Origin of the sequence: Rheinheimera soli, assembly GCF_021290985.1 — a bacterium.
GTDB lineage: Bacteria > Pseudomonadota > Gammaproteobacteria > Enterobacterales > Alteromonadaceae > Pararheinheimera > Pararheinheimera soli.
This window is the reverse complement of the sequence record NZ_JAJOYU010000018.1, coordinates 34,135-54,270: the sequence shown is the minus strand read 5'-3', so window position 1 is coordinate 54,270 and position 20,136 is coordinate 34,135. Positions and strand designations below refer to the sequence as shown.

Genomic DNA, 20,136 nt, shown 5'->3' with positions numbered 1-20,136 from the left:
GAATAGTCTCAACTAAAAGACAGCAGCATCTTCAGTGCTATCAGTAACAACACACAGGCAAATATCTTCTTTAACAAAGCTGCCGGTACTTTCGTGGCGAGCTGCACACCAAGCGGAGCAGCCACCACAGAACCTATACTCATTCCGAGCACTGCAGGCCAATACACAGCGCCTATCAGATCCGGATGATTGGCCGGAGCTGTTTGCAGCATATAGGAGATGGCGCCAAACACTGTCACAGGAAAACCAACAGCCACTGAACTGGCCACAGCTTTGGGCATCGCCATAAAACGGCCTAAAAATGGCACCATTAATACACCACCGCCAGCACCGATAAAACTGCCAGTGGCTCCGACGACGGCCGGAAACCAACGCAATAATTGATTTGAAGGTGGCTGTTGCAGTTGTGCCATTTTTGTCGACGGTTTTAACATAGAAAAAGCCACATACAACAAAAAAGCAGCAAAGATAGATTGCAACCACAAGGCCGGCAAACGGGTGACCAGCAAGGAACCTGCAACAACACCAAACAGACTGGCTGGTAACATCAACCGGATCAACTCCCAGTTAATAGTGTCCTTTTGATGATGCACCCGAAGCGACGAAATAGAACCTATAGCGGCTATCAGCATCGAACTGCCAAGAGCTATAACAGGGGCAACTTCAGCACTAAAACCTAAAGATGGCAGCATAAAAGTTAAAAATGGCACAGTCACCAGTGCCATTCCTACGCCGATCAGGCCCAACAATAATCCGCCTGCTACACCTGCAAAAATAAATAACGTCAGTACCCAAAGATCCATAACTTCCCGCTTTAACTAAAAAGGCCTGCTTCTGCAGGCCTTAGATGTACTCGTTATTTAGCGCGCATAAGTAGCAGTTAAGGTGGCTTTACCAATTGCAGTCGCATTCAGCATAAAACCAACCACAGCAGCGCTGGCACCATCAGGTACACCTAAAGTCGCTTCCGGCAACGCCCAAACGGTAAATTGATAACGATGCATACCATGACCTTCAGGCGGGCAAGCGCCACCAAACTCTTTAATACCATAGTCATTGTTAAAAGAGCGGCTGCCTGCTGGTAACAGACCATTGCCAGCACCCTGAGCCAATGAAGTCACAGTGGCCGGAATATCCAGAACCAGCCAGTGCCAGAAACCTGAACCTGTAGGTGCATCCGGATCAAAGACGGTAATAGCAAAACTCTGAGTACCAGCTGGCGCATTCTGCCAGTTTAACGCTGGCGACAGGTTCGGGCCATCACAACCAAAACCATTAAATTCAAAAGTTTTTGCCATAAAATGGCCTTCGCTGATGTCCGGGCTTGTTAGCTGAAATACAGTAGATGTCATGGTGTTTCCTTAGATTTGGCTCAATACAAAGCGGGAAATTGAGCATCAGTCTGAACTTTGCTGCCAGGCAAATCCAGACTTTTGCGACCAACTTAGTCCGCAGCACTTTAACTATGCTGTTGTAACCACTGATAAAACATCTGTTTTGGCATAGCACCCGATTGCTGGGCAATCAGCTTGCCCGCTTTAAACAGCATCAGAGTGGGAATAGAGCGAATTTGAAACTGTGCAGCCAGTTGTTGCTGCTGCTCCGTATTTACTTTGGCAAACCGAAATTGCGGCTCTAATTCAGCAGCCGCCTGATTAAATACCGGCGCAAAGTTCAGGCAAGGCCCACACCAACTGGCCCAAAAATCCACCACTACAGGCAATTCCGACTTTTGGATCTGATTGACAAAATTCTGCTGGGTTAACTCTATGGGTTTTCCGGCAAAAAGCGCGTCTTTGCACTGACCACATTTAGGATGATCGGCAAACTTTTCCGGCTGAACCCGGTTTAAGGTTGAGCAATGAGGACAGGCAATAATCATAACTAGCTCCAGATTTGGCTATTGAAGCTAAATATGGGCGCTGGAGAAGTTTTTATAGGGGCAGAAACAAGAAACCCGACTTTCGTCGGGTTCTTAATTTAACAAGTCAGAGATTAATCTCTTGGCTTACGTGGTGCACGTGGAGCTGCACCAGGACGCGGGCCTGAGCCTGTTTCCGTACGTTCACGACGTGGTGCTGAGCTAGGAGCTGAACCTGAGGTTGAACCACCAGCTGTTGAGCCAGTATCCACACTGATATTCAATTTCTGCTTACGCACATAAACCTTTTTCAAATGCTGCATAGTTTCAGCCGGGATATTGGCTGGTAATTCTACAGTACTGAAATGATCAAACAGTTTGATGTTACCGATGAACTGGCTGTCGATGTTGGCTTCGTTGGCGATAGCACCCACTATGTCACCAGCGCGTACGCCATGTTCTTTGCCCACTTCAATGCGATAATTGGTGTAATCACCTTTTAACTCACGACGTTGACGTGGTGGACGATCGCCACCGCGCTCAGGACGGTCACCTGAACGCTCTGGTCTGTCACCGCGAGAAAATTTGTCACGGCCTGAAGACGGAGCACGATCATCACGGTCACGGCTATGTGGCTCACGGATTTCCGGGAACTGGTTAGCAACGTTTAACGGAGAATCTTTTTGCGCCAGATACAATAAGGCAGCGGCCATATCAGTATCAGTAGTTTCTAACTTTTCACGCCAGTCGTTCACCAGATCCTGGAAGAAGCTTAAGTTTTTCGCTTCAATGGTCTGAGCTAACTGAGCACGGAAAGACTCGATACGACGTTGCTCGATCACCTGACCTGTTGGCAGCGACATTTTTTCAATCGGCTGACGGGTCGCATGTTCGATAGTGCGTAATAAACGACGCTCACGTGGTGATACAAACAGGATAGCTTTACCATCACGACCAGCACGGCCAGTACGACCTATACGGTGTACATAAGCTTCGCTATCGTATGGAATGTCATAGTTAATAACCAGACTGATACGTTCTACGTCCAAACCACGGGCAGCAACGTCTGTTGCTACTATCACGTCCAACTGATCAGATTTTAAACGACGGATAGTCAGTTCGCGGTGGGCCTGGTTCATATCGCCGTTTAAGCAGGCAACTGCATAACCACGGGCACCCAGTTTTTCAGCAATTTCTTCAGTCGCACTTTTTGTACGAACGAAAATGATGCTTGCATCATATTCTTCGCCTTCCAGAATACGGGTTAACGCATCCAACTTCTGATTATTGTCCAGCATCACGTAACGCTGTTGAATACGTTCAACAGTCGACGTTTTTGATTCGATTTTCACTTCATGAGCATTTTTCAAATGCTTCTGAGCAATAGCGCGGATCTGATTTGGCATAGTTGCAGAGAACATCGCAACCTGACGGCCTGGCGGAGTAGCATCCATGATAGTTTGCACATCATCGATAAAACCCATACGCAACATTTCGTCGGCTTCGTCCAGTACTATGGCACGCAGTTTATCCAGCACTAAAGTGCCACGATCCAGGTGATCCATGATACGACCTGGCGTACCAACAATAACTTGAGAACCACGTTTCAGTGCTTTTAACTGAGTGGTGTAGTTTTGACCGCCGTATAAAGGCAGTACATGGAAAGCTGGCATATAACGGGCATAAGCCTGGAATGCTTCTGCAACCTGGATAGCCAGTTCGCGAGTAGGAGCCAACACTAAAATTTGTGGATCATTTTGGGCCGGATCTAAACGGGCTAATAAAGGCAGTGCAAATGCAGCTGTTTTACCTGTACCTGTTTGGGCTTGGCCTAGCAAGTCTTCACCAGCTAGTAACTTAGGAATAGCCGCTTCCTGAATTGGAGACGGATGTTCATAACCAAGTTCTAAAACTGCACGAAGAATAGGTTCCGGCAGCGCTAGCTGGGAAAAAGACATGGACTCGGACATATATTGTATAAACCTCAATAACACGCAGGCGAACGGTTTGTGCTATCGTAGATTTACTGAGCCTGCTTTGCAGTAAAAATACCCAAAAAGGTGCAAGAAGCATTCGCTTTGCACGTTTTAATTCCAGTAGTATAGCCAATCATTTCACTGACAATAGGATGCAGTATGATTGAGATCCTTGTGGGCAGCCAAATGGGCGCTGCGGAATATGCAGCAGAACAAGTAGCTGAAACTTTGGAAAAAGCGGGTTATGAAGTAAAACTTCATCTCACCCCTGATTTAACACTGATAACCAGAAATAGTATCTGGTTAGTCGTCACTTCGACGTATGGCGCAGGGGATCTGCCCGATAATATCCAACCTTTTGTGGATCAATTAGCACAAGATCAAACAGATCTTACCACAGTTTCCTACGCAGTGATCACTTTAGGTGATTCCAGTTACGATACTTTTTGTCTGGCTGGTAAAAAAATCTCTGACCTTTTTGCCTCTTTAGGTGGCAGATTATTGTTACCAGGATTAGATATAGATGTTTTAACGGCTGAACTGCCTGAAGATCAAGCTTTGGTCTGGTTGCCTGAATTTATCAAAACCCTGCCTTAAACTCTTCTTAGTTATACAGAACAGGATCTTTCACTGTTACTCACTTAAAGGCCCATAAACAAAGGGCCTTTTCTCTATATAACCCGCTCATGATCCACTGCTATATAAAGAGGATCATACTTATGATCCAGTTACACATGGTTATCCACAGTTTTAACTAATTTTTAAGTCTAATGTGTATAAGTGTAGTTATAACTTATGTAAAAGCTGAAGTTATCCTCTGTGTAACAAATCAGGTTTTATGCCCTGTGTATAAAAGTGCTAGTTAAACACCGCTTGTTCGACCCAGGATCTTGTGTTGATCACAGGATCCGATCCTTCTTAACTGATTGATCTTCAAAACAGATCAAGGGTTACCCACAGAAAAGGCTCTGTATAGTAGTAAACATAATAAAAAGATCTCTTTAAAGATCCTTATATATTATTAGTGATCCTTTGAGGATCGTGATCGAGTTTTAATCGTTTCCCAAAGCCTCAGATCCAGTTACAATACGCGCCCTTTTTACAGAACTGGTTTTGAGTTCGAGGCCTATATGCTTTATCAGGAAACATTTGATGTCATCGTTGTTGGTGGTGGTCACGCCGGCACAGAGGCTGCGCTTGCTGCGGCCCGCATGGGAATGCAAACTTTATTGCTGACTCACAACGTTGAGACTTTGGGTCAGATGTCCTGTAATCCGGCCATTGGTGGCATTGGTAAAGGCCATTTGGTCAAAGAAATTGATGCCTTAGGTGGCGTCATGGCCAAAGCGACGGATCGTGCTGGGATCCAATTCAGAACTTTAAACAGTTCTAAAGGCCCTGCTGTACGTGCAACCCGTGCTCAGGCTGACCGTCAGCTCTATCGTGCAGCTGTGCGTTTAGTCCTTGAAAACCAACCAAATCTGAAGATCTTTCAGCAAGCCTGTGATGATTTGATCGTAGAAAACGATCAGGTCTGTGGTGTAGTGACCCAAATGGGTTTGAAATTTAAAGCCAAATCAGTGGTGCTGACTGTAGGTACTTTCCTCGGTGGCCAGATCCATATTGGTCTAGAAAATTACAGTGGTGGCCGTGCTGGCGATCCGCCATCCATAGCTCTGGCACGACGTTTACGTGAATTACCTTTCCGTGTAGGCCGTTTAAAAACCGGTACTCCACCTCGTATTGACGCCAGAACCGTTGATTTTTCAGTGATGCAGGCGCAGCCAGGTGATAACCCTACTCCGGTATTTTCGTTTATGGGATCCCACAAGGATCAACCGACTCAGATCCCTTGTCATATCACCTACACCAACGAACAAACCCACGATATTATTCGTAATGGTTTAGACCGCTCGCCTATGTACACTGGTGTGATTGAAGGCATAGGCCCACGGTATTGCCCATCGATTGAAGACAAAATCACTCGTTTTGCTGACAAAGATAAACACCAGATCTTTATTGAACCTGAAGGTTTAACCACACACGAGTTGTATCCAAACGGTATATCTACCAGCTTGCCTTTTGACGTGCAGTTAAACCTGGTTCGTTCGATCAAAGGTCTGGAAAATGCCCATATTACCCGCCCTGGTTATGCTATTGAGTATGACTTTTTTGATCCACGGGATTTAAAAACTTCACTGGAAACTAAATTCATTAAAGGTTTGTTTTTTGCAGGACAAATCAACGGTACCACAGGCTACGAAGAAGCTGGTGCTCAGGGCTTAATGGCCGGTATGAACGCAGCGCTTTCTGCTCAGGACAAAGACTCCTGGACACCAAGCCGTGATCAGGCCTATGTAGGTGTGTTGATTGACGACTTGACCACCATGGGTACCAAAGAGCCGTACCGTATGTTCACCAGCCGTGCTGAATACCGTCTGATGTTACGTGAAGACAATGCCGATATTCGTTTGACTGCCAAAGGCCGTGAGTTAGGTTTGGTCGACGACGTGCGTTGGGCCGCGTTTAACCTGAAAATTGAACAAATTGAATTGGAACGTCAACGCTTAAAACAGCAATGGATCCACCCACAACACGCGGCTTTGGCTGAAGTGAATCTGTTGGTGAAAACACCGCTGAGCAAAGAAGCCAGCTTAGAAGAATTGATCCGTCGTCCTGAAGTGAATTACCAGGATCTGATGAAAATTGATCTGGTAGGCCCTGGCTTAGCCGATCCTGCTGCTGCTGAACAGGTTGAAATTCAAATCAAGTACGAAGGTTATATCAATCGCCAGCAGGACGAGATCTCCAGACAAGAGCGTAACGAAAACACTCGTTTGCCTGCAGGCTTTGATTACAAAGCCGTGAAAGGTTTATCCAACGAAGTGATACTCAAACTGAATCAGGTGCAACCTGAAACTATGGGTCAGGCTTCGCGTATTTCAGGCATCACGCCTGCCGCTATTTCGTTATTGCTGGTCTACCTGAAAAAACAGGGTCTACTGCGCAAATCTGCTTAAGCATTGGGATCATCATGCTGGAAAAATTAAAAAAGCTGGTCGCACAGACCAGCTTAGTTTTATCTGAACTTCAACTGCAACAACTGGTGGCCTATGTCCAGTTGCTGGATAAATGGAACAGTGCTTACAACCTGACCTCAGTGCGTGATCCGGAAGAAATGCTGGTGAAACACATTATGGACAGCTTAGCCGTCGCGCCTTTTGTCACTGGACAGCGTATTATCGACGTGGGCACTGGCCCTGGTTTACCTGGTATTCCGCTGGCAATCGCTTTACCTGACAAGCAATTTTACCTGCTGGATAGTCTTGGCAAACGCATTCGCTTTTTAAATCATGTCAAATTGCAGCTGAAACTACAGAACTTTGAAGCTATTCAGAGTCGGGTTGAAGATCATCAACCCGAAACAGGGTATGATGCGGTGCTGAGCCGGGCTTTTGCTTCAATGACTGATATGGTGAACTGGTGTAAGCATTTACCAGCGGCTGATGGCCAGTTTTTAGCCATGAAAGGCGCTTTGGTTCAAGAAGAAATTGCAGCTTTGCCGAATTTTGTTAAAGTTGTCGGCAGTCATCCGTTACAGGTGCCAACACTGAACGCCGAACGTTATCTGGTGGTGTTGGAGAAAGTCTAATTTAATTAAATTCTTATTGGGGTCCTTGTGGGAAAAGTCATAGCTATTGCAAACCAGAAAGGTGGTGTGGGCAAAACAACCACAGCGGTCAATCTGGCTGCCTCTATGGCTGCAACCAAACGCAAGGTGCTGCTGATTGACTTAGACCCGCAAGGTAATGCCACTATGGGCAGCGGCGTCGACAAGTACGCCGTACATGCCAGTGCTTATGAGTTACTGGTAGAAGAAAAACCTTTTGCCGAAGTAGTGGTTAAGGAAACTGCCGGTGGTTATCACCTGATCGCAGCCAATTCAGATGTCACAGCTGCCGAAGTACGTTTACTTAACGTCTTTGCCCGTGAACTGCGTTTACGTAATGCGTTAAAAGACGCCCGCCAACAGTACGATTTTATTTTTATTGATTGCCCGCCAGCACTGAACATGCTGACGGTGAATGCGATGGCAGCCGCTGATTCTGTGCTGGTGCCTATGCAATGTGAATACTATGCGCTGGAAGGCTTAACCGCCCTGATGGATACCATCAACCAGCTGACGTCCGTGGTGAATGCCGATCTGAAAATTGAAGGTATTCTGCGTACTATGTACGACCCGCGAAATCGCCTGGCCAATGATGTGTCTGAACAGCTGAAACAACATTTTGGCGATAAAGTCTACCGTGCTGTGATCCCACGTAATGTACGACTGGCGGAAGCGCCAAGTTTTGGCACCCCGGTGATGTATTACGACAAAGGTTCAACAGGTGCCAAAGCCTATCTGGCATTAGCGGGCGAAATTTTACGCCGGGCTGATAAAAAAACGGCAAAAACCTCCATTTCCGCCTAATTAAAACGCGCCTAATTGACAAGGAATACAACTGAAGATGTCGGTAAAAAAACGTGGCTTAGGCCGGGGCTTAGATGCTTTACTCACTACTAAACCTGTGTCTGATCAACAGAATGACGCCAACTTTTCTTCAGCCCAACGCAGTGAATTGCAAAAACTGCCGATTGAATGGCTCAAGCCAGGCAAATACCAGCCGCGTAAAGATATGTCGCAGGATGCGCTGGAAGATTTAGCCAGTTCTATTCGCTCTCAAGGTATTATTCAACCTATTGTTGTGCGTCAGGTGGGCGAAGAATCCTATGAAATCATCGCTGGTGAACGGCGCTGGCGTGCAAGCCAGTTAGCGCAACTTGACGTTATTCCTTGTATTATCAAAGATGTACCAGACGAAGCTGCTGTCGCTATTGCCCTGATTGAAAACATTCAGCGTGAAGATCTAAATGCGATGGAAGAAGCCATAGCGCTTCAGCGTTTATTGTCCGAATTTGAACTGACACATCAGCAGGTGGCTGATGCAGTGGGTAAATCCCGCGCCAGTGTCACCAACCTATTACGTTTGAACCAGCTCAATGACGATGTGAAGTTATTGCTCGAGCATGGTGATATCGAAATGGGCCATGCCCGTGCTTTATTGGCATTGGATGGAACAGCACAATCTGATGCTGCCCGTATAGTGGCTGCGAAACAAATGACAGTGCGCGATACTGAAAATCTTGTGCGTCGATTGCTGGAACCTGCTCCTGAAGTGGCTGTTAAAGTAAAAGATCCGGATGTCAGTTCGCTGGAGCAACGCTTAAGTGAACGATTTGCTGCCCCTGTTGAAATTAATTACAACAAAAAAGGCAAAGGCAATCTGGTGATCTCATACAGCAGTCTGGATGAATTAGAAAGCGTGTTGAAAAAATTAGAGATAAACAGCTTTGAGTAGTTTGTATTTTGTCTAATTTAGGTGTGACTGCTTGCTCTGAGTGGCTTTTAGTTGCAAATCAAAGGCAAATAAGTATACTTGCCGCAATTTTTACCCATGTTTTATTTGTTGTTTAGTAACCGGAGTTGTAATGCAACCTAGCCCGCGACAAGTTCGCCTGTCAGCTTACAAGTTGATCGCTTTTCAGGTTGCAGTGGCGGGTTTAACAGCTTTAGTTTTTCAACTGCTGTCTGGTGAGTTGGCTGCTAAATCGGCATTTAAAGGTGGGCTAGTAGCAGCTTTACCGAATTTTGTGTTTGCGTTGTTTGCATTTTGGACCTTAGGTCGTGGCAGCGCAGAACAAGCGAAGACCGCTATGATGCGGGGGCATTCGCTAAAACTGATTTTGACCATTGTGCTTTTTGTTGTAGTTATGCAGCAGCAAATAGTAGCAGGCCCTTTGATGACAGGCTTTGTATTGACGTTATTTGCACAGTGGGCAACAGCGATTTTCTTTAAACATTGATAATTGGGATGAAACATGGCTGCAGGTGAAAGTAACATTTCAAGTCATATTCAGCACCACCTTACTAACGCGAAAATGTGTACTGTCGATGGCAGTGTTGCATTTAACAAAGCATGTAGTGAGGCTGGTTTCTGGGTATTACACATTGATTCTTTAGCATGGTCTATCGGTCTGGGTATTTTGTTTTTATGGCTGTTTCGTATTGCTGCCGTAAAAGCGAGTAGAGATCAACTTGCTGTTCCTGGCAAATTTCAGTGCTTTGTTGAGTTGCTCGTAGAATTCGTTGACTCTAATGTCAAATCTACTTTTTATGGCAACAGTAAGCTGATCGCGCCTTTGGCCTTAACCATTTTTGTCTGGGTATTTTTAATGAACCTGATGGATTTGGTACCTGTTGATGTACTTCCGGCTTTAGCGGGTTGGATTGGCTTTACATTCTTTGGTGTCGAATCACAGAATGTTTATATGAAAATTGTGCCAACTACAGATATTAATACTACAGCAGCTTTAGCTATGGGCGTTTTTGTCTTAATGATAGGTTATTCCATTAAGATTAAAGGGGTTGTAGGCTTTATCAAAGAACTGACCTTACACCCTTTTCATGCGAAAAACGTGGTAGTTCAGGCTCTGTTAGTCCCCTTTAACTTACTGCTGGAAGTTCTGGCGTTAATCACTAAGCCATTTTCACTGGCGCTGCGTTTATACGGTAACCTCTATGCGGGTGAGATGATCTTTATCCTGATCGGTATTATTGGATTATTACAGCTGCCATTACACTTTATATGGGCAGTGTTCCATATACTGGTTATAGTGCTGCAGGCATTCGTATTTATGATGTTGACCATTGTTTACCTAAGCATGGCCAGCGCAGATAATCACTAGTTTTTATCATTAACTTTAACTTTAACTTTAACTATCGGAGTAAAAAATGGAAACAGTATTAACTATGCCAGAAGCAGTGGTAGAAGCGGTAAAATTGATCGCAGTTGCCTTGTTAATCGGTTTTGGTGCTTTAGGTACTGCTTTAGGTTTCGCAAACATGGGTGGTAAGTTCCTGGAGTCATGTGCTCGTCAACCAGAACTTGCTCCTTCTTTGCAAGTTAAAATGTTCATCCTTGCAGGTCTGATCGATGCGATCTCTATGATTGCGGTTGGTATTGCTATGTACATTCTGTTCGTTGGTTAATTATCTGACGTTTATCGGTACCGAGAACAAATTAACTAAGGAGGAGCGGACGTGAATCTGACTCTGACTATTATCGGACAAATGATCGCTTTTGCGGTTTTCGTTGTGTTCTGTATGAAGTTTGTATGGCCACCTCTGATGGACGCTATTGAAGCGCGCCAGAAGAAAATTGCAGATGGTCTTGCTGCTACAGACAGAGCTGAAAAAGACCTGGCATTAGCTCAGGATAAAGCAAAAGATCAGCTCAAAGATGCAAAAGCTCATGCCGCAGAAATCATTGAACAAGCGAAAAAACGCGAAGCGAAAATGATTGATGAAGCAATAGCTAAAGCCAATGCTGAACGTGAACATATCCTGGCGCAAGCCAAAGCAGAAGTTGATGCTGAACGTATTCGTGCTCGTGAAGAATTGCGTAAGCAGGTTGCATCACTGGCTGTTGCGGGAGCGGAAAGAATTCTGCAACGTTCAATTGATGAAGCTGCCCACAGCGACATCCTGGAAAAACTGGTTGCAGAACTATAAAGAGGAAGAGCCATGTCTGAACTGACGAATGTTGCTCGTCCTTATGCAAAGGCGGCGTTTGAGTTTGCTGTAGAGCAAAACACGCTGTCTTGCTGGGTTGATATGTTGTTTTTCGCGGCGGAAGTCGCGAAAAACCCAGCTGTCGCCGAGCGTCTGCAATCCGGCTCTGCTCAAACGCAGGCTGAATTTTTTATCCAGGTTTGTGGTGAGCAACTGAACGAGCAAGGCCAGAACTTTATTAAAGTTATGGCAGAAAATCATCGTTTGCTGGCTTTGCCTGCGGTGTTTACGCGTTTTACTGAGTTAAAATCAGAGTACGAGAAAGAAGCTACCGTCGATGTTGTTTCTGCCACTGTATTGACTGGTGCTCAGCGCGAAAGCTTAATCGCAGCCTTGTCTCAGCGTTTATCACGTAAAATAAAATTGAACTGCAGTGTAGATCCGGCCGTCGTTGGCGGTATGGTTATCAAATCCGGTGATATGGTGATTGATGGCTCGGTTCGTGGCAAATTACATCGTTTAGCTACTGCACTGCAGTCATAATTGGGGATTAGAGCATGCAACTGAATTCCACTGAAATTTCTGAACTGATCAAAAAACGTATTGAGCAGTTTGAGGTTGTCAGTGAAGCTCGCAACGAAGGTACTATAGTCGCTGTTACAGACGGTATTATTCGTATCAATGGCCTTGCTGATTGTATGCAGGGTGAGATGATTGAGCTTCCAGGCAACCGTTACGCTATCGCATTAAACCTTGAGCGCGACTCAGTAGGTGCTGTAGTTATGGGTCCATATGCGGACCTGCGTGAAGGTACAAAAGTTAAATCTACTGGCCGTATCCTTGAAGTACCAGTTGGCCCAGGCTTATTAGGCCGTGTGGTTAACACTTTAGGTGAGCCAATCGACGGTAAAGGCCCAATCGATGCTGCTGGTTTTGCACCAGTAGAAAAAATCGCTCCAGGCGTTATCGATCGTCGTTCAGTAGACCAACCTCTGCAAACTGGTTACAAGTCAGTTGACTCCATGATCCCAATCGGTCGTGGTCAGCGTGAATTGTTAATCGGTGACCGTCAGACAGGTAAAACGGCTCTAGCTATCGATGCCATCATCAACCAGAAAACTTCTGGCGTGAAATGTATCTATGTAGCTATCGGCCAAAAAGCTTCTACTATTGCTAACGTAGTACGTAAACTGGAAGAGCATAACGCTCTGGCCCACACTATTGTTGTTGTAGCTTCAGCTTCTGAAGCTGCTGCACTGCAGTTCCTGGCGCCATACTCTGGTTGTACTATGGGTGAATACTTCCGTGACCGCGGTGAAGATGCACTGATCGTATACGATGACTTGTCTAAACAAGCTGTTGCTTACCGTCAAATCTCTCTGTTGTTACGTCGTCCACCAGGCCGTGAAGCTTACCCAGGTGACGTATTCTATCTCCACAGCCGTCTGTTAGAGCGCGCATCTCGTGTAAACGAGCATTATGTTGAGCGTTTAACCAACGGTGAAGTGAAAGGCAAAACTGGTTCTTTAACTGCACTGCCAATTATCGAAACTCAGGCTGGCGACGTTTCTGCGTTCGTTCCAACCAACGTAATTTCGATCACTGACGGTCAGATTTTCTTAGAATCTGGTTTATTCAACGCCGGTATCCGTCCAGCTGTTAACGCTGGTATCTCGGTATCCCGTGTTGGTGGTGCTGCTCAAACAAAAATCATCAAAAAGCTGGGTGGCGGTATCCGTTTAGCCTTAGCTCAGTACTCAGAACTGGCGGCGTTCGCTCAGTTCGCTTCTGACCTGGATGACGCGACTCGTGCGCAGTTAGACCACGGCCAGAAAGTTACTGAACTGATGAAACAGTTACAATACGCGCCAATGGGCGTGGCTGACATGGGTGTGTCTATTTTCGCTATCGAAAAAGGCTACATGAAAGACATCGAAGTTGCCAAAATCCTTGATTTTGAAGCCGCTTTAATTGCTTACATGCACTCAGAGCACGCAGCGTTTATGGCTGATCTGAACAAAACCGGTAACTACAACGACCAAATCGAAGCGACATTAAAAGGCGCTATTGAGAAGTTTAAAGCAACTCAGACTTGGTAAACATATCGGGTGCGGGCAACCGCACCCGGTCGTTGAAACTTTCGGAGATTAAGTCATGGCCGGCGCAAAAGAGATAAAAAGTAAGATCGGGAGTATTAATAATACTCGTAAGATCACCAGCGCAATGGAAAAGGTAGCAGTCAGCAAAATGCGCAGAGCGCAAGAGCGGGTTGCACATAGCCGTCCATACGCTGAAGGTATGCGCAAAGTGATCGGCAATATCGCAAACGGCAGCATTGAATACCGTCATCCGTATTTAACGGAACGTCCGGTAAAAAATGTTGGCTACATTGTGATATCGACAGACCGTGGCCTTTGCGGCGGCTTAAATACCAATGAGTTCAAACGTATTGCTCTGGACATGAAAAGCTGGAAAGAGCAGGGAGCCCATGCTCAAATTGCGGTGATCGGCAACAAGGCTACAGCGTTTTTTAAACGTTTTGGCGGTAAAGTGCTGGCACAACAATCTGGTGCTGGTGACACCCCACGTTTGGCTGATGTGATTGGTTCGGTCCGCGTAATGCTCAATGCATACGAGGAAGGCCGTATCGACCGCTTGTTCCTGGTGTACAACAAGTTTGTAAATACCATGAAACAAGAGCCAGTGATCGAACAACTCTTACCTTTGCCAAAAGCAGACGTAGCAGCGAAAAGCCATAGCTGGGATTACATTTACGAACCGGATCCAAAGGTGATTTTAGATAAATTACTGGACCGTTACGTGGAGTCTCAGGTGTACCAGGGTGTAGTTGAAAACGGCGCCAGCGAACAAGCTGCCCGTATGGTTGCGATGAAAGCCGCAACAGACAACGCTGGTAGCTTAATGGATGACCTGAAGTTGGTTTACAACAAAGCACGTCAAGCAGCTATAACCCAGGAACTGAGCGAAATCGTTGGTGGGGCCGCTGCTGTTTAAGGCTAAGGTTACAGAAATTAGAGGATTAAACATGAGTCAAGGTAAGGTAGTCCAAATCATTGGCGCCGTTGTGGATATCGACTTTCCACAAGAATCGGTACCTGGTATCTATGACGCGTTAAACGTAACAAGCGGCGACCTGGCTGGTTTAGTACTTGAAGTACAACAGCAATTGGGCGGCGGTACTGTACGTACTATCGCGTTAGGTTCAACCGACGGTTTACGTCGTGGCGCTGAAGTGGCTAACACTGGCAAAGCCATCCACGTACCAGTAGGTAAAGCGACTTTAGGTCGTATCATGAACGTATTAGGCGAGCCAATCGACGAAGCTGGTCCTATCGGTGAAGATGAGCGTATGCCTATCCACCGTGCCGCACCAAGCTACGAAGATCAAGCCGCTTCAAACGCTCTGTTAGAAACAGGCATCAAGGTTATCGACCTGGTATGTCCGTTTGCTAAAGGCGGTAAAGTTGGTCTGTTCGGTGGTGCCGGTGTTGGTAAAACCGTAAACATGATGGAACTGATCCGTAACATCGCAATCGAGCACAGTGGTTACTCTGTATTCGCCGGTGTAGGTGAGCGTACTCGTGAAGGTAACGACTTCTATCACGAAATGAACGATTCAAACGTACTGGACAAAGTATCACTGGTGTATGGCCAGATGAACGAGCCGCCAGGCAACCGTTTACGTGTAGCTTTAACAGGTCTGACTATGGCCGAGAAGTTCCGTGATGAAGGCCGTGACGTTCTGTTCTTCGTGGACAACATCTACCGTTACACCCTGGCCGGTACTGAGGTATCAGCTCTGTTAGGCCGTATGCCATCTGCAGTAGGTTACCAGCCAACGCTGGCCGAAGAGATGGGTGTACTGCAAGAGCGTATCACTTCAACCAAAACTGGTTCTATCACATCTGTACAAGCGGTTTACGTACCAGCGGACGACTTAACTGACCCGTCACCAGCTACTACGTTCTCTCACTTAGATGCGACAGTTGTATTGTCTCGTAACATCGCTTCACTGGGTATCTACCCGGCAATCGATCCACTGGACTCTACTTCACGTCAGCTGGACCCGTTAGTGATAGGTAAAGAGCACTACGATACAGCCCGTGGCGTGCAGTCAGTGCTGCAACGTTACAAAGAATTAAAAGACATCATCGCCATTTTAGGTATGGACGAGTTGTCTGATGAAGACAGAACTGTGGTTTACCGTGCACGTAAAATCCAGCGTTTCCTGTCTCAGCCATTCTTCGTTGCTGAAGTATTCACTGGTTCACCAGGTAAATACGTTCCGTTGAAAGAAACTATCCGTGGTTTCAAAGGTATTCTGGACGGTGAGTTCGATCACATGCCAGAACAAGCCTTCTACATGGTTGGTTCTATCGACGAAGCCATCGAAAAAGCGAAGAAGCTGTAATCAACTGCAGCTTTAGGAGAGCGAAATGGCAATGACAGTACAACTGGATGTGGTAAGCGCCGAAGAACGGATTTTTTCTGGTCTGGTGGAATCCATTCAGGTAACAGGCAGTGAAGGTGAGCTGGGTATTTTACCTGGTCACATTCCGCTTCTTACTGGAATCAAGCCTGGTATGGTTCGTATCGTTAAGCAGTTTGGCGAAGAGCATCTGATTTATGTTGCTGGTGGTGTGCTGGAAGTTCAGCCTCACAGCATCACAGTGCTTGCCGACATTGCGGTACGGGCTGAAGATCTGGACGAGCAGGCTGCATTAGCCTCTCAGAAACGTGCGGAAGAAGCGATGCAACATGCTGGCGCTGACTTCAACTACGCAGAAGCTGCAGCTCAATTGGCTGAAGCTATTGCCCAGTTACGTTTAATTCAGAAACTTCGCAAAAAATAAGCGGATTACTGCATAGAAAAAAGCCACCTTCGGGTGGCTTTTTTTATGTGGTGAAATTAACTAAAGGCCGAAGCCATCTGCACATCGCTTACTATTGAAATTGTCATCTCACAGTACCTGCGGGTTGACTCTAAAACCCGCTGTAAAAATAAAGCTCTCCGTTACGTCTAGGGTTAAGGAGCATATAAATTACCAGACAGCCGCAATGCTGCTGATTTTATTAATCCAGATCGATAAGAATCCCCTTTGTAGAGACCAAATTCATTACTCATTTGTCTACAGGCATCGCTGAATTTTTGTTCCTTTATAATGCGATCTACTGTCTCAGAGATTTGCTGCTCATTGTAAGAGTCTTCATTAAAAACAGTTGCCACTCCAATTTTTTCACAATAAAACGAGTTATCTACTGTTTCTCCTCCACTAGGAAATAAAAGCATGGGAATGGCATTTTCAAGTGCGGCAAGGACTGACGTTGTATGCCCAGCTGAGATAAATAAACTTGCATGAGAAACTACCGCTCTGATGGGTATATGGTTAGCCAGAAAAAAGTTGTCTGGTACTTCACCAACAAAGCCATCCATCCTGTTCACATCAGCTATCACTAAGTAGTCGGAAGCGCCAAATATTGACTTGATCAAACTCCAGAATCCCTTCATATAGAAAGTTCGTCCTTGATTTACATACAATACTTTTCGATCTCTATTCTTAGGAAGGTTAAGCCAATTTTCTAACATTTCTTCCGTATCACTCACTGTTTCCGGTTCCCATATACAAGAACCAAAGGCAACAGTTTTTTCGGGTATACCCCCTATTTTGTGCATTAGACCAGGAACGCTTCTCTGAAGCATCAAATCACCTGTAAACGGAATACGAGATAAATCATGGTTTACTTTTTGAAAGCCAAGACTAGCCCTTGATTTCATATAAGTATTAAACATATCTGTCGTACGCCACTTACAGTGGTCATGAATCTTTTTAGGAAGACCAAATATATTTACATCGTTGACCCATAAATATGAAAAAAAACCAAGAGTAACAACACGCAGGCTATATCTTTCCGCTGCCAGAATTGTTCCAAAAGATAAAGGAGAGGTTACAACTAAATCATAGCTAAAATTTGAAACTGCATATTCAACATACTTGATCTGGTTTGAAATATCCTCAAGATCACCAAAGCGTTTAATTAAAAATGCATCTTTATTCTCTTTATCATGTTCTATCCATCGCATTCCTTGTTCAAGAACAATCTCTTTGATGCTTTTGCTGCCAATAAAATGGATGTCATATCCGAGCCGCTTGAAACTATTCGCCAGTCCTATCATCGGGTAAAGAAAGCCAAAACTGTCAAAAGTACAAATAAGAATTCTCATGGCGACTCCGGATTGTTTCTGGTATTTAGACATAAATATCAGTCTAACCAAATTTTCCAAAGTCGAAACCTGTAGAAAGTAGCAGGTAAGCCAATCCTTTAAAGCTATAGCTTAAGTCCACAGCGCCTAGCCTATCTCCATCACTTTTCTAATTGTCGACGCGATAGTATTGAAAGCGGACGGAGTCAATGGAACCTGGAGGTACTGAGCCGATTACCTGTCATATTTTGCAGGTTGACGATCAACCGAAAAACTATAAATCTTGTGGTTAATGGAACTTTGTGCCGATTATGTGAAATCCGTGTGTTGTTTTTTTAGGTAAATGGCAAAGGTCAGAATATAGCAAAGGTCAGGACGGAGTGACTTGTTTAATAAACAAAAAACTCTATTCGTCTTGTATTAAAAAATAGTTCAAGTAGGTGCAGCATGGAAAATGTCATTCAGATTTTTAGATTATCTGACCAAAACGATCTGCCGGCTGATGGTGCAGTTTTAAAGGAACAGCCTTCATATGGTCCATCATTGAGTGCTCATCGAACAAGCCAATACACTATTTATGTCGACTTGCCGGATAACAATGAGGCTATGGTTCTTGTTCATGGTTATCTGGGGCATAGAATATTGGTATCAAAAAAGGTGGCTGCATACCTAAGGAAGCTTGAACTTAAGCGCCCGCCTCGTCCGTTGTACGGAGAGTGGCAAGATGATTTTGAGTTCCAGGGCGAGCCAGAAAAACCGACAGACGAAACCTTTCAGCAGCTTGTGCACTATGGTTTTTTAACAAAAAGAACAAGCGATGAAGAGTTGGCCTTCTTTAAACGTTATGTTGAGGTAAAACGGCGTAAATCATCTATGAATATGCCTCGTTACCTTTTTATGCCCACTTATGATTGCAATCTGCGCTGCCCATATTGCTTTCAGGATCATATGAGAAAAGAACCGAGCTTTAAAAAATTCTTGAAGTTGATGGATAAGGAAACAGTGGATCGTATCTTTGCCAGTATGCCGCTGATTGAAGAAAAACATGGTTTTGAATTATCTGAAGAAAGACAGCACAGGCATATCTCGTTCTTTGGTGGTGAGCCGCTTTTAAAAGCGAACCGTGACATCATTAGTTACATTATGGATAAAGCGAAAACACTGAGTTCGGCCAGCTTTTCAGCAACAAGCAACGGCACTGAACTTGAGTTTTACCATGATTTGCTAGGTAAGGATGGCATCAGCGAAATTCAGATTACTTTAGATGGTAAACCTGAAGAGCATGATAAAAGGCGGATCTATCCGGATGGTTCAGGAAGTTTCGCTAAAATTGCCAGTAATATTGATTTAGCCTTGTCAAAAGGGGTTTTTATTAATGTTCGTGTCAATGTTGACTACGGAAACATTAATGATTTACCTGAATTATCTTCTTTCATTCATTCTAAAAAATGGCATGAAAAAGCCAATTTTGGTGCTTATCTGGCACCCATACATGCTCTTAATGACAACACTGATAAAGAGCAATGTATGACTACATTAAAACTAAATAAAGAAATGGAGACGATGCGCGTCCAGCATCCGCAGACCGCATTGTTTTCAGTTGATGGCGACAAAATGAGAAATCAAGCCATAGGTATATTTAAGAATCCAGAGAAAGCATCCTCAGGTATTAAGACTAATTACTGCGCAGCACATGACAGAATGTATCTTTTTGATGCACTTGCGGACATTTATGCCTGTTGGGAAAAAACAGGAGATAAAAACATTAGGATTGGTACTGTTGATAAATATGCCGGGTTAATGTTTTTCAATGAGCAGGAAAAAAATTGGCGCTCAAGAAGTGTTGTATCAAATTCTGTTTGCTCACAATGTCGTTATGCTCTGCATTGTGGCGGCGGTTGTGCCGTTTATGCGTCAGAAAAGACCGGTACTTTGCATTCTAACTATTGTGATGGATACGGGAAAAGATTCAGAGCCAGTGTGGCAGAAGCATATATAAAAACCAGAGAAGATCTGCTGGTTGTTTCGTAATGTTTTTGCATGACACAAACAATCCTATAACAAAATCTGGCTCAGTTAAACACGCAGATAGTTTTCTGAGTCGTTGTTAAACATCTTGTTGTAACGACAAGTCGCAGAGTTTCTGCGGAACGTGGTCCAACTGGTTTAATAAAAAACCAAGTATCAATTTATTTATGAGGTTAAATATGACTGAATTTAAAGATCTGACTAAAAAGAAAGCTTCTGCTACTCCAGATGAGGTTTCACCTGAGTTGCTGGATGAAATATCAGGTGGTACGAATCCAGAGCAGGCTGACGATTCAGAATGTATCGGTTTCGCTTGTGGCAGCTATAAAGAAAACCAGCAGATTGAGTAAGGCACTTTGCTGGAAAATCTGAATTCAGAATAGGCTGCGTCACTGAATTTGCATCTTTTTTTACCTCTCTGTGCTGTTTTGTC

21 protein-coding genes are annotated in these 20,136 nt (G+C 44.8%); 16 read left to right on the top strand and 5 right to left on the bottom strand.

The window, feature by feature from the left end; genetic code table 11:
- Window positions 1-8: 8 nt before the first annotated feature.
- From LSG37_RS13420 to LSG37_RS13405, 4 genes are all read right to left on the bottom strand, one after another.
- A complete protein-coding gene (locus LSG37_RS13420) occupies window positions 9-803 on the bottom strand; it encodes a sulfite exporter TauE/SafE family protein (RefSeq protein WP_233080361.1) in 795 nt (264 codons plus the stop codon).
- Between the two features lie 57 nt (window positions 804-860).
- Entirely contained in the window at window positions 861-1,352 is a 492-nt protein-coding gene (locus LSG37_RS13415) for a YbhB/YbcL family Raf kinase inhibitor-like protein (RefSeq protein WP_233080360.1), read from the bottom strand.
- 107 nt (window positions 1,353-1,459) lie between these two features.
- Window positions 1,460-1,882: a thioredoxin TrxC gene (gene trxC, locus LSG37_RS13410; protein WP_436286422.1), complete on the bottom strand. Its 423-nt coding sequence runs from the start codon at window positions 1,880-1,882 to the stop codon at window positions 1,460-1,462.
- A 113-nt stretch (window positions 1,883-1,995) separates the two neighbouring features.
- Window positions 1,996-3,831 carry a DEAD/DEAH box helicase gene (locus LSG37_RS13405; RefSeq protein WP_233080359.1) on the bottom strand — a complete coding sequence of 612 codons (1,836 nt, stop codon included), beginning with the start codon at window positions 3,829-3,831 and terminating at the stop codon, window positions 1,996-1,998.
- Window positions 3,832-3,996: 165 nt separating this feature from the next.
- Here LSG37_RS13405 and mioC point away from each other — a divergent pair, with 165 nt between their 5' ends.
- From mioC to LSG37_RS13335, 14 genes are all read left to right on the top strand, one after another.
- The gene (gene mioC / locus LSG37_RS13400) at window positions 3,997-4,434 is read left to right on the top strand and encodes an FMN-binding protein MioC (RefSeq protein ID WP_233080358.1); all 438 of its coding nucleotides are present in this window, start codon (window positions 3,997-3,999) and stop codon (window positions 4,432-4,434) included.
- A gap of 533 nt (window positions 4,435-4,967) precedes the next feature.
- The gene (gene mnmG, locus LSG37_RS13395; protein ID WP_233080357.1) at window positions 4,968-6,857 is read left to right on the top strand and encodes a tRNA uridine-5-carboxymethylaminomethyl(34) synthesis enzyme MnmG; all 1,890 of its coding nucleotides are present in this window, start codon (window positions 4,968-4,970) and stop codon (window positions 6,855-6,857) included.
- A 14-nt stretch (window positions 6,858-6,871) separates the two neighbouring features.
- Entirely contained in the window at window positions 6,872-7,489 is a 618-nt protein-coding gene (gene rsmG / locus LSG37_RS13390) for a 16S rRNA (guanine(527)-N(7))-methyltransferase RsmG (protein ID WP_233080356.1), read from the top strand.
- 27 nt (window positions 7,490-7,516) lie between these two features.
- Window positions 7,517-8,311, top strand: a complete 795-nt coding sequence (locus LSG37_RS13385) for a ParA family protein (protein ID WP_233080355.1) — start codon at window positions 7,517-7,519, stop codon at window positions 8,309-8,311.
- A gap of 37 nt (window positions 8,312-8,348) precedes the next feature.
- On the top strand, window positions 8,349-9,239 hold the full coding sequence (locus LSG37_RS13380) for a ParB/RepB/Spo0J family partition protein (RefSeq protein WP_233080354.1): 891 nt from the start codon (window positions 8,349-8,351) through the stop codon (window positions 9,237-9,239).
- A gap of 130 nt (window positions 9,240-9,369) precedes the next feature.
- Entirely contained in the window at window positions 9,370-9,744 is a 375-nt protein-coding gene (locus LSG37_RS13375; RefSeq protein ID WP_233080353.1) for an ATP synthase subunit I, read from the top strand.
- A gap of 15 nt (window positions 9,745-9,759) precedes the next feature.
- Window positions 9,760-10,626 carry a F0F1 ATP synthase subunit A gene (gene atpB, locus LSG37_RS13370; protein WP_233080352.1) on the top strand — a complete coding sequence of 289 codons (867 nt, stop codon included), beginning with the start codon at window positions 9,760-9,762 and terminating at the stop codon, window positions 10,624-10,626.
- A gap of 46 nt (window positions 10,627-10,672) precedes the next feature.
- Window positions 10,673-10,930 (top strand): F0F1 ATP synthase subunit C, encoded by a 258-nt coding sequence (gene atpE / locus LSG37_RS13365; RefSeq protein ID WP_436286421.1) that lies wholly within the window; start codon window positions 10,673-10,675, stop codon window positions 10,928-10,930.
- A 51-nt stretch (window positions 10,931-10,981) separates the two neighbouring features.
- Window positions 10,982-11,452: a F0F1 ATP synthase subunit B gene (gene atpF, locus LSG37_RS13360; protein ID WP_233080351.1), complete on the top strand. Its 471-nt coding sequence runs from the start codon at window positions 10,982-10,984 to the stop codon at window positions 11,450-11,452.
- A 12-nt stretch (window positions 11,453-11,464) separates the two neighbouring features.
- A complete protein-coding gene (atpH, locus tag LSG37_RS13355; protein ID WP_233080350.1) occupies window positions 11,465-11,995 on the top strand; it encodes a F0F1 ATP synthase subunit delta in 531 nt (176 codons plus the stop codon).
- A gap of 14 nt (window positions 11,996-12,009) precedes the next feature.
- Complete coding sequence (gene atpA, locus LSG37_RS13350; RefSeq protein WP_053423948.1) at window positions 12,010-13,551, top strand: F0F1 ATP synthase subunit alpha; 1,542 nt, start codon at window positions 12,010-12,012, stop codon at window positions 13,549-13,551.
- A gap of 55 nt (window positions 13,552-13,606) precedes the next feature.
- Complete coding sequence (gene atpG / locus LSG37_RS13345; protein ID WP_233080349.1) at window positions 13,607-14,467, top strand: F0F1 ATP synthase subunit gamma; 861 nt, start codon at window positions 13,607-13,609, stop codon at window positions 14,465-14,467.
- Between the two features lie 31 nt (window positions 14,468-14,498).
- Complete coding sequence (gene atpD, locus LSG37_RS13340; protein WP_008897146.1) at window positions 14,499-15,884, top strand: F0F1 ATP synthase subunit beta; 1,386 nt, start codon at window positions 14,499-14,501, stop codon at window positions 15,882-15,884.
- A gap of 25 nt (window positions 15,885-15,909) precedes the next feature.
- On the top strand, window positions 15,910-16,326 hold the full coding sequence (locus LSG37_RS13335; RefSeq protein WP_233080348.1) for a F0F1 ATP synthase subunit epsilon: 417 nt from the start codon (window positions 15,910-15,912) through the stop codon (window positions 16,324-16,326).
- Window positions 16,327-16,499: 173 nt separating this feature from the next.
- On the opposite strand, the gene LSG37_RS13330 is transcribed toward LSG37_RS13335, so the two are convergent.
- Complete coding sequence (locus tag LSG37_RS13330; protein WP_233080347.1) at window positions 16,500-17,696, bottom strand: glycosyltransferase; 1,197 nt, start codon at window positions 17,694-17,696, stop codon at window positions 16,500-16,502.
- Window positions 17,697-18,122: 426 nt separating this feature from the next.
- Between LSG37_RS13330 and LSG37_RS13325 the strand changes: the two genes are divergently transcribed.
- Together LSG37_RS13325 and LSG37_RS13320 are read left to right on the top strand one after the other, a co-directional pair.
- Window positions 18,123-19,706 carry a radical SAM/SPASM domain-containing protein gene (locus LSG37_RS13325; RefSeq protein ID WP_233080346.1) on the top strand — a complete coding sequence of 528 codons (1,584 nt, stop codon included), beginning with the start codon at window positions 18,123-18,125 and terminating at the stop codon, window positions 19,704-19,706.
- 176 nt (window positions 19,707-19,882) lie between these two features.
- A complete protein-coding gene (locus LSG37_RS13320; protein ID WP_233080345.1) occupies window positions 19,883-20,053 on the top strand; it encodes a hypothetical protein in 171 nt (56 codons plus the stop codon).
- Window positions 20,054-20,136: the final 83 nt, after the last annotated feature.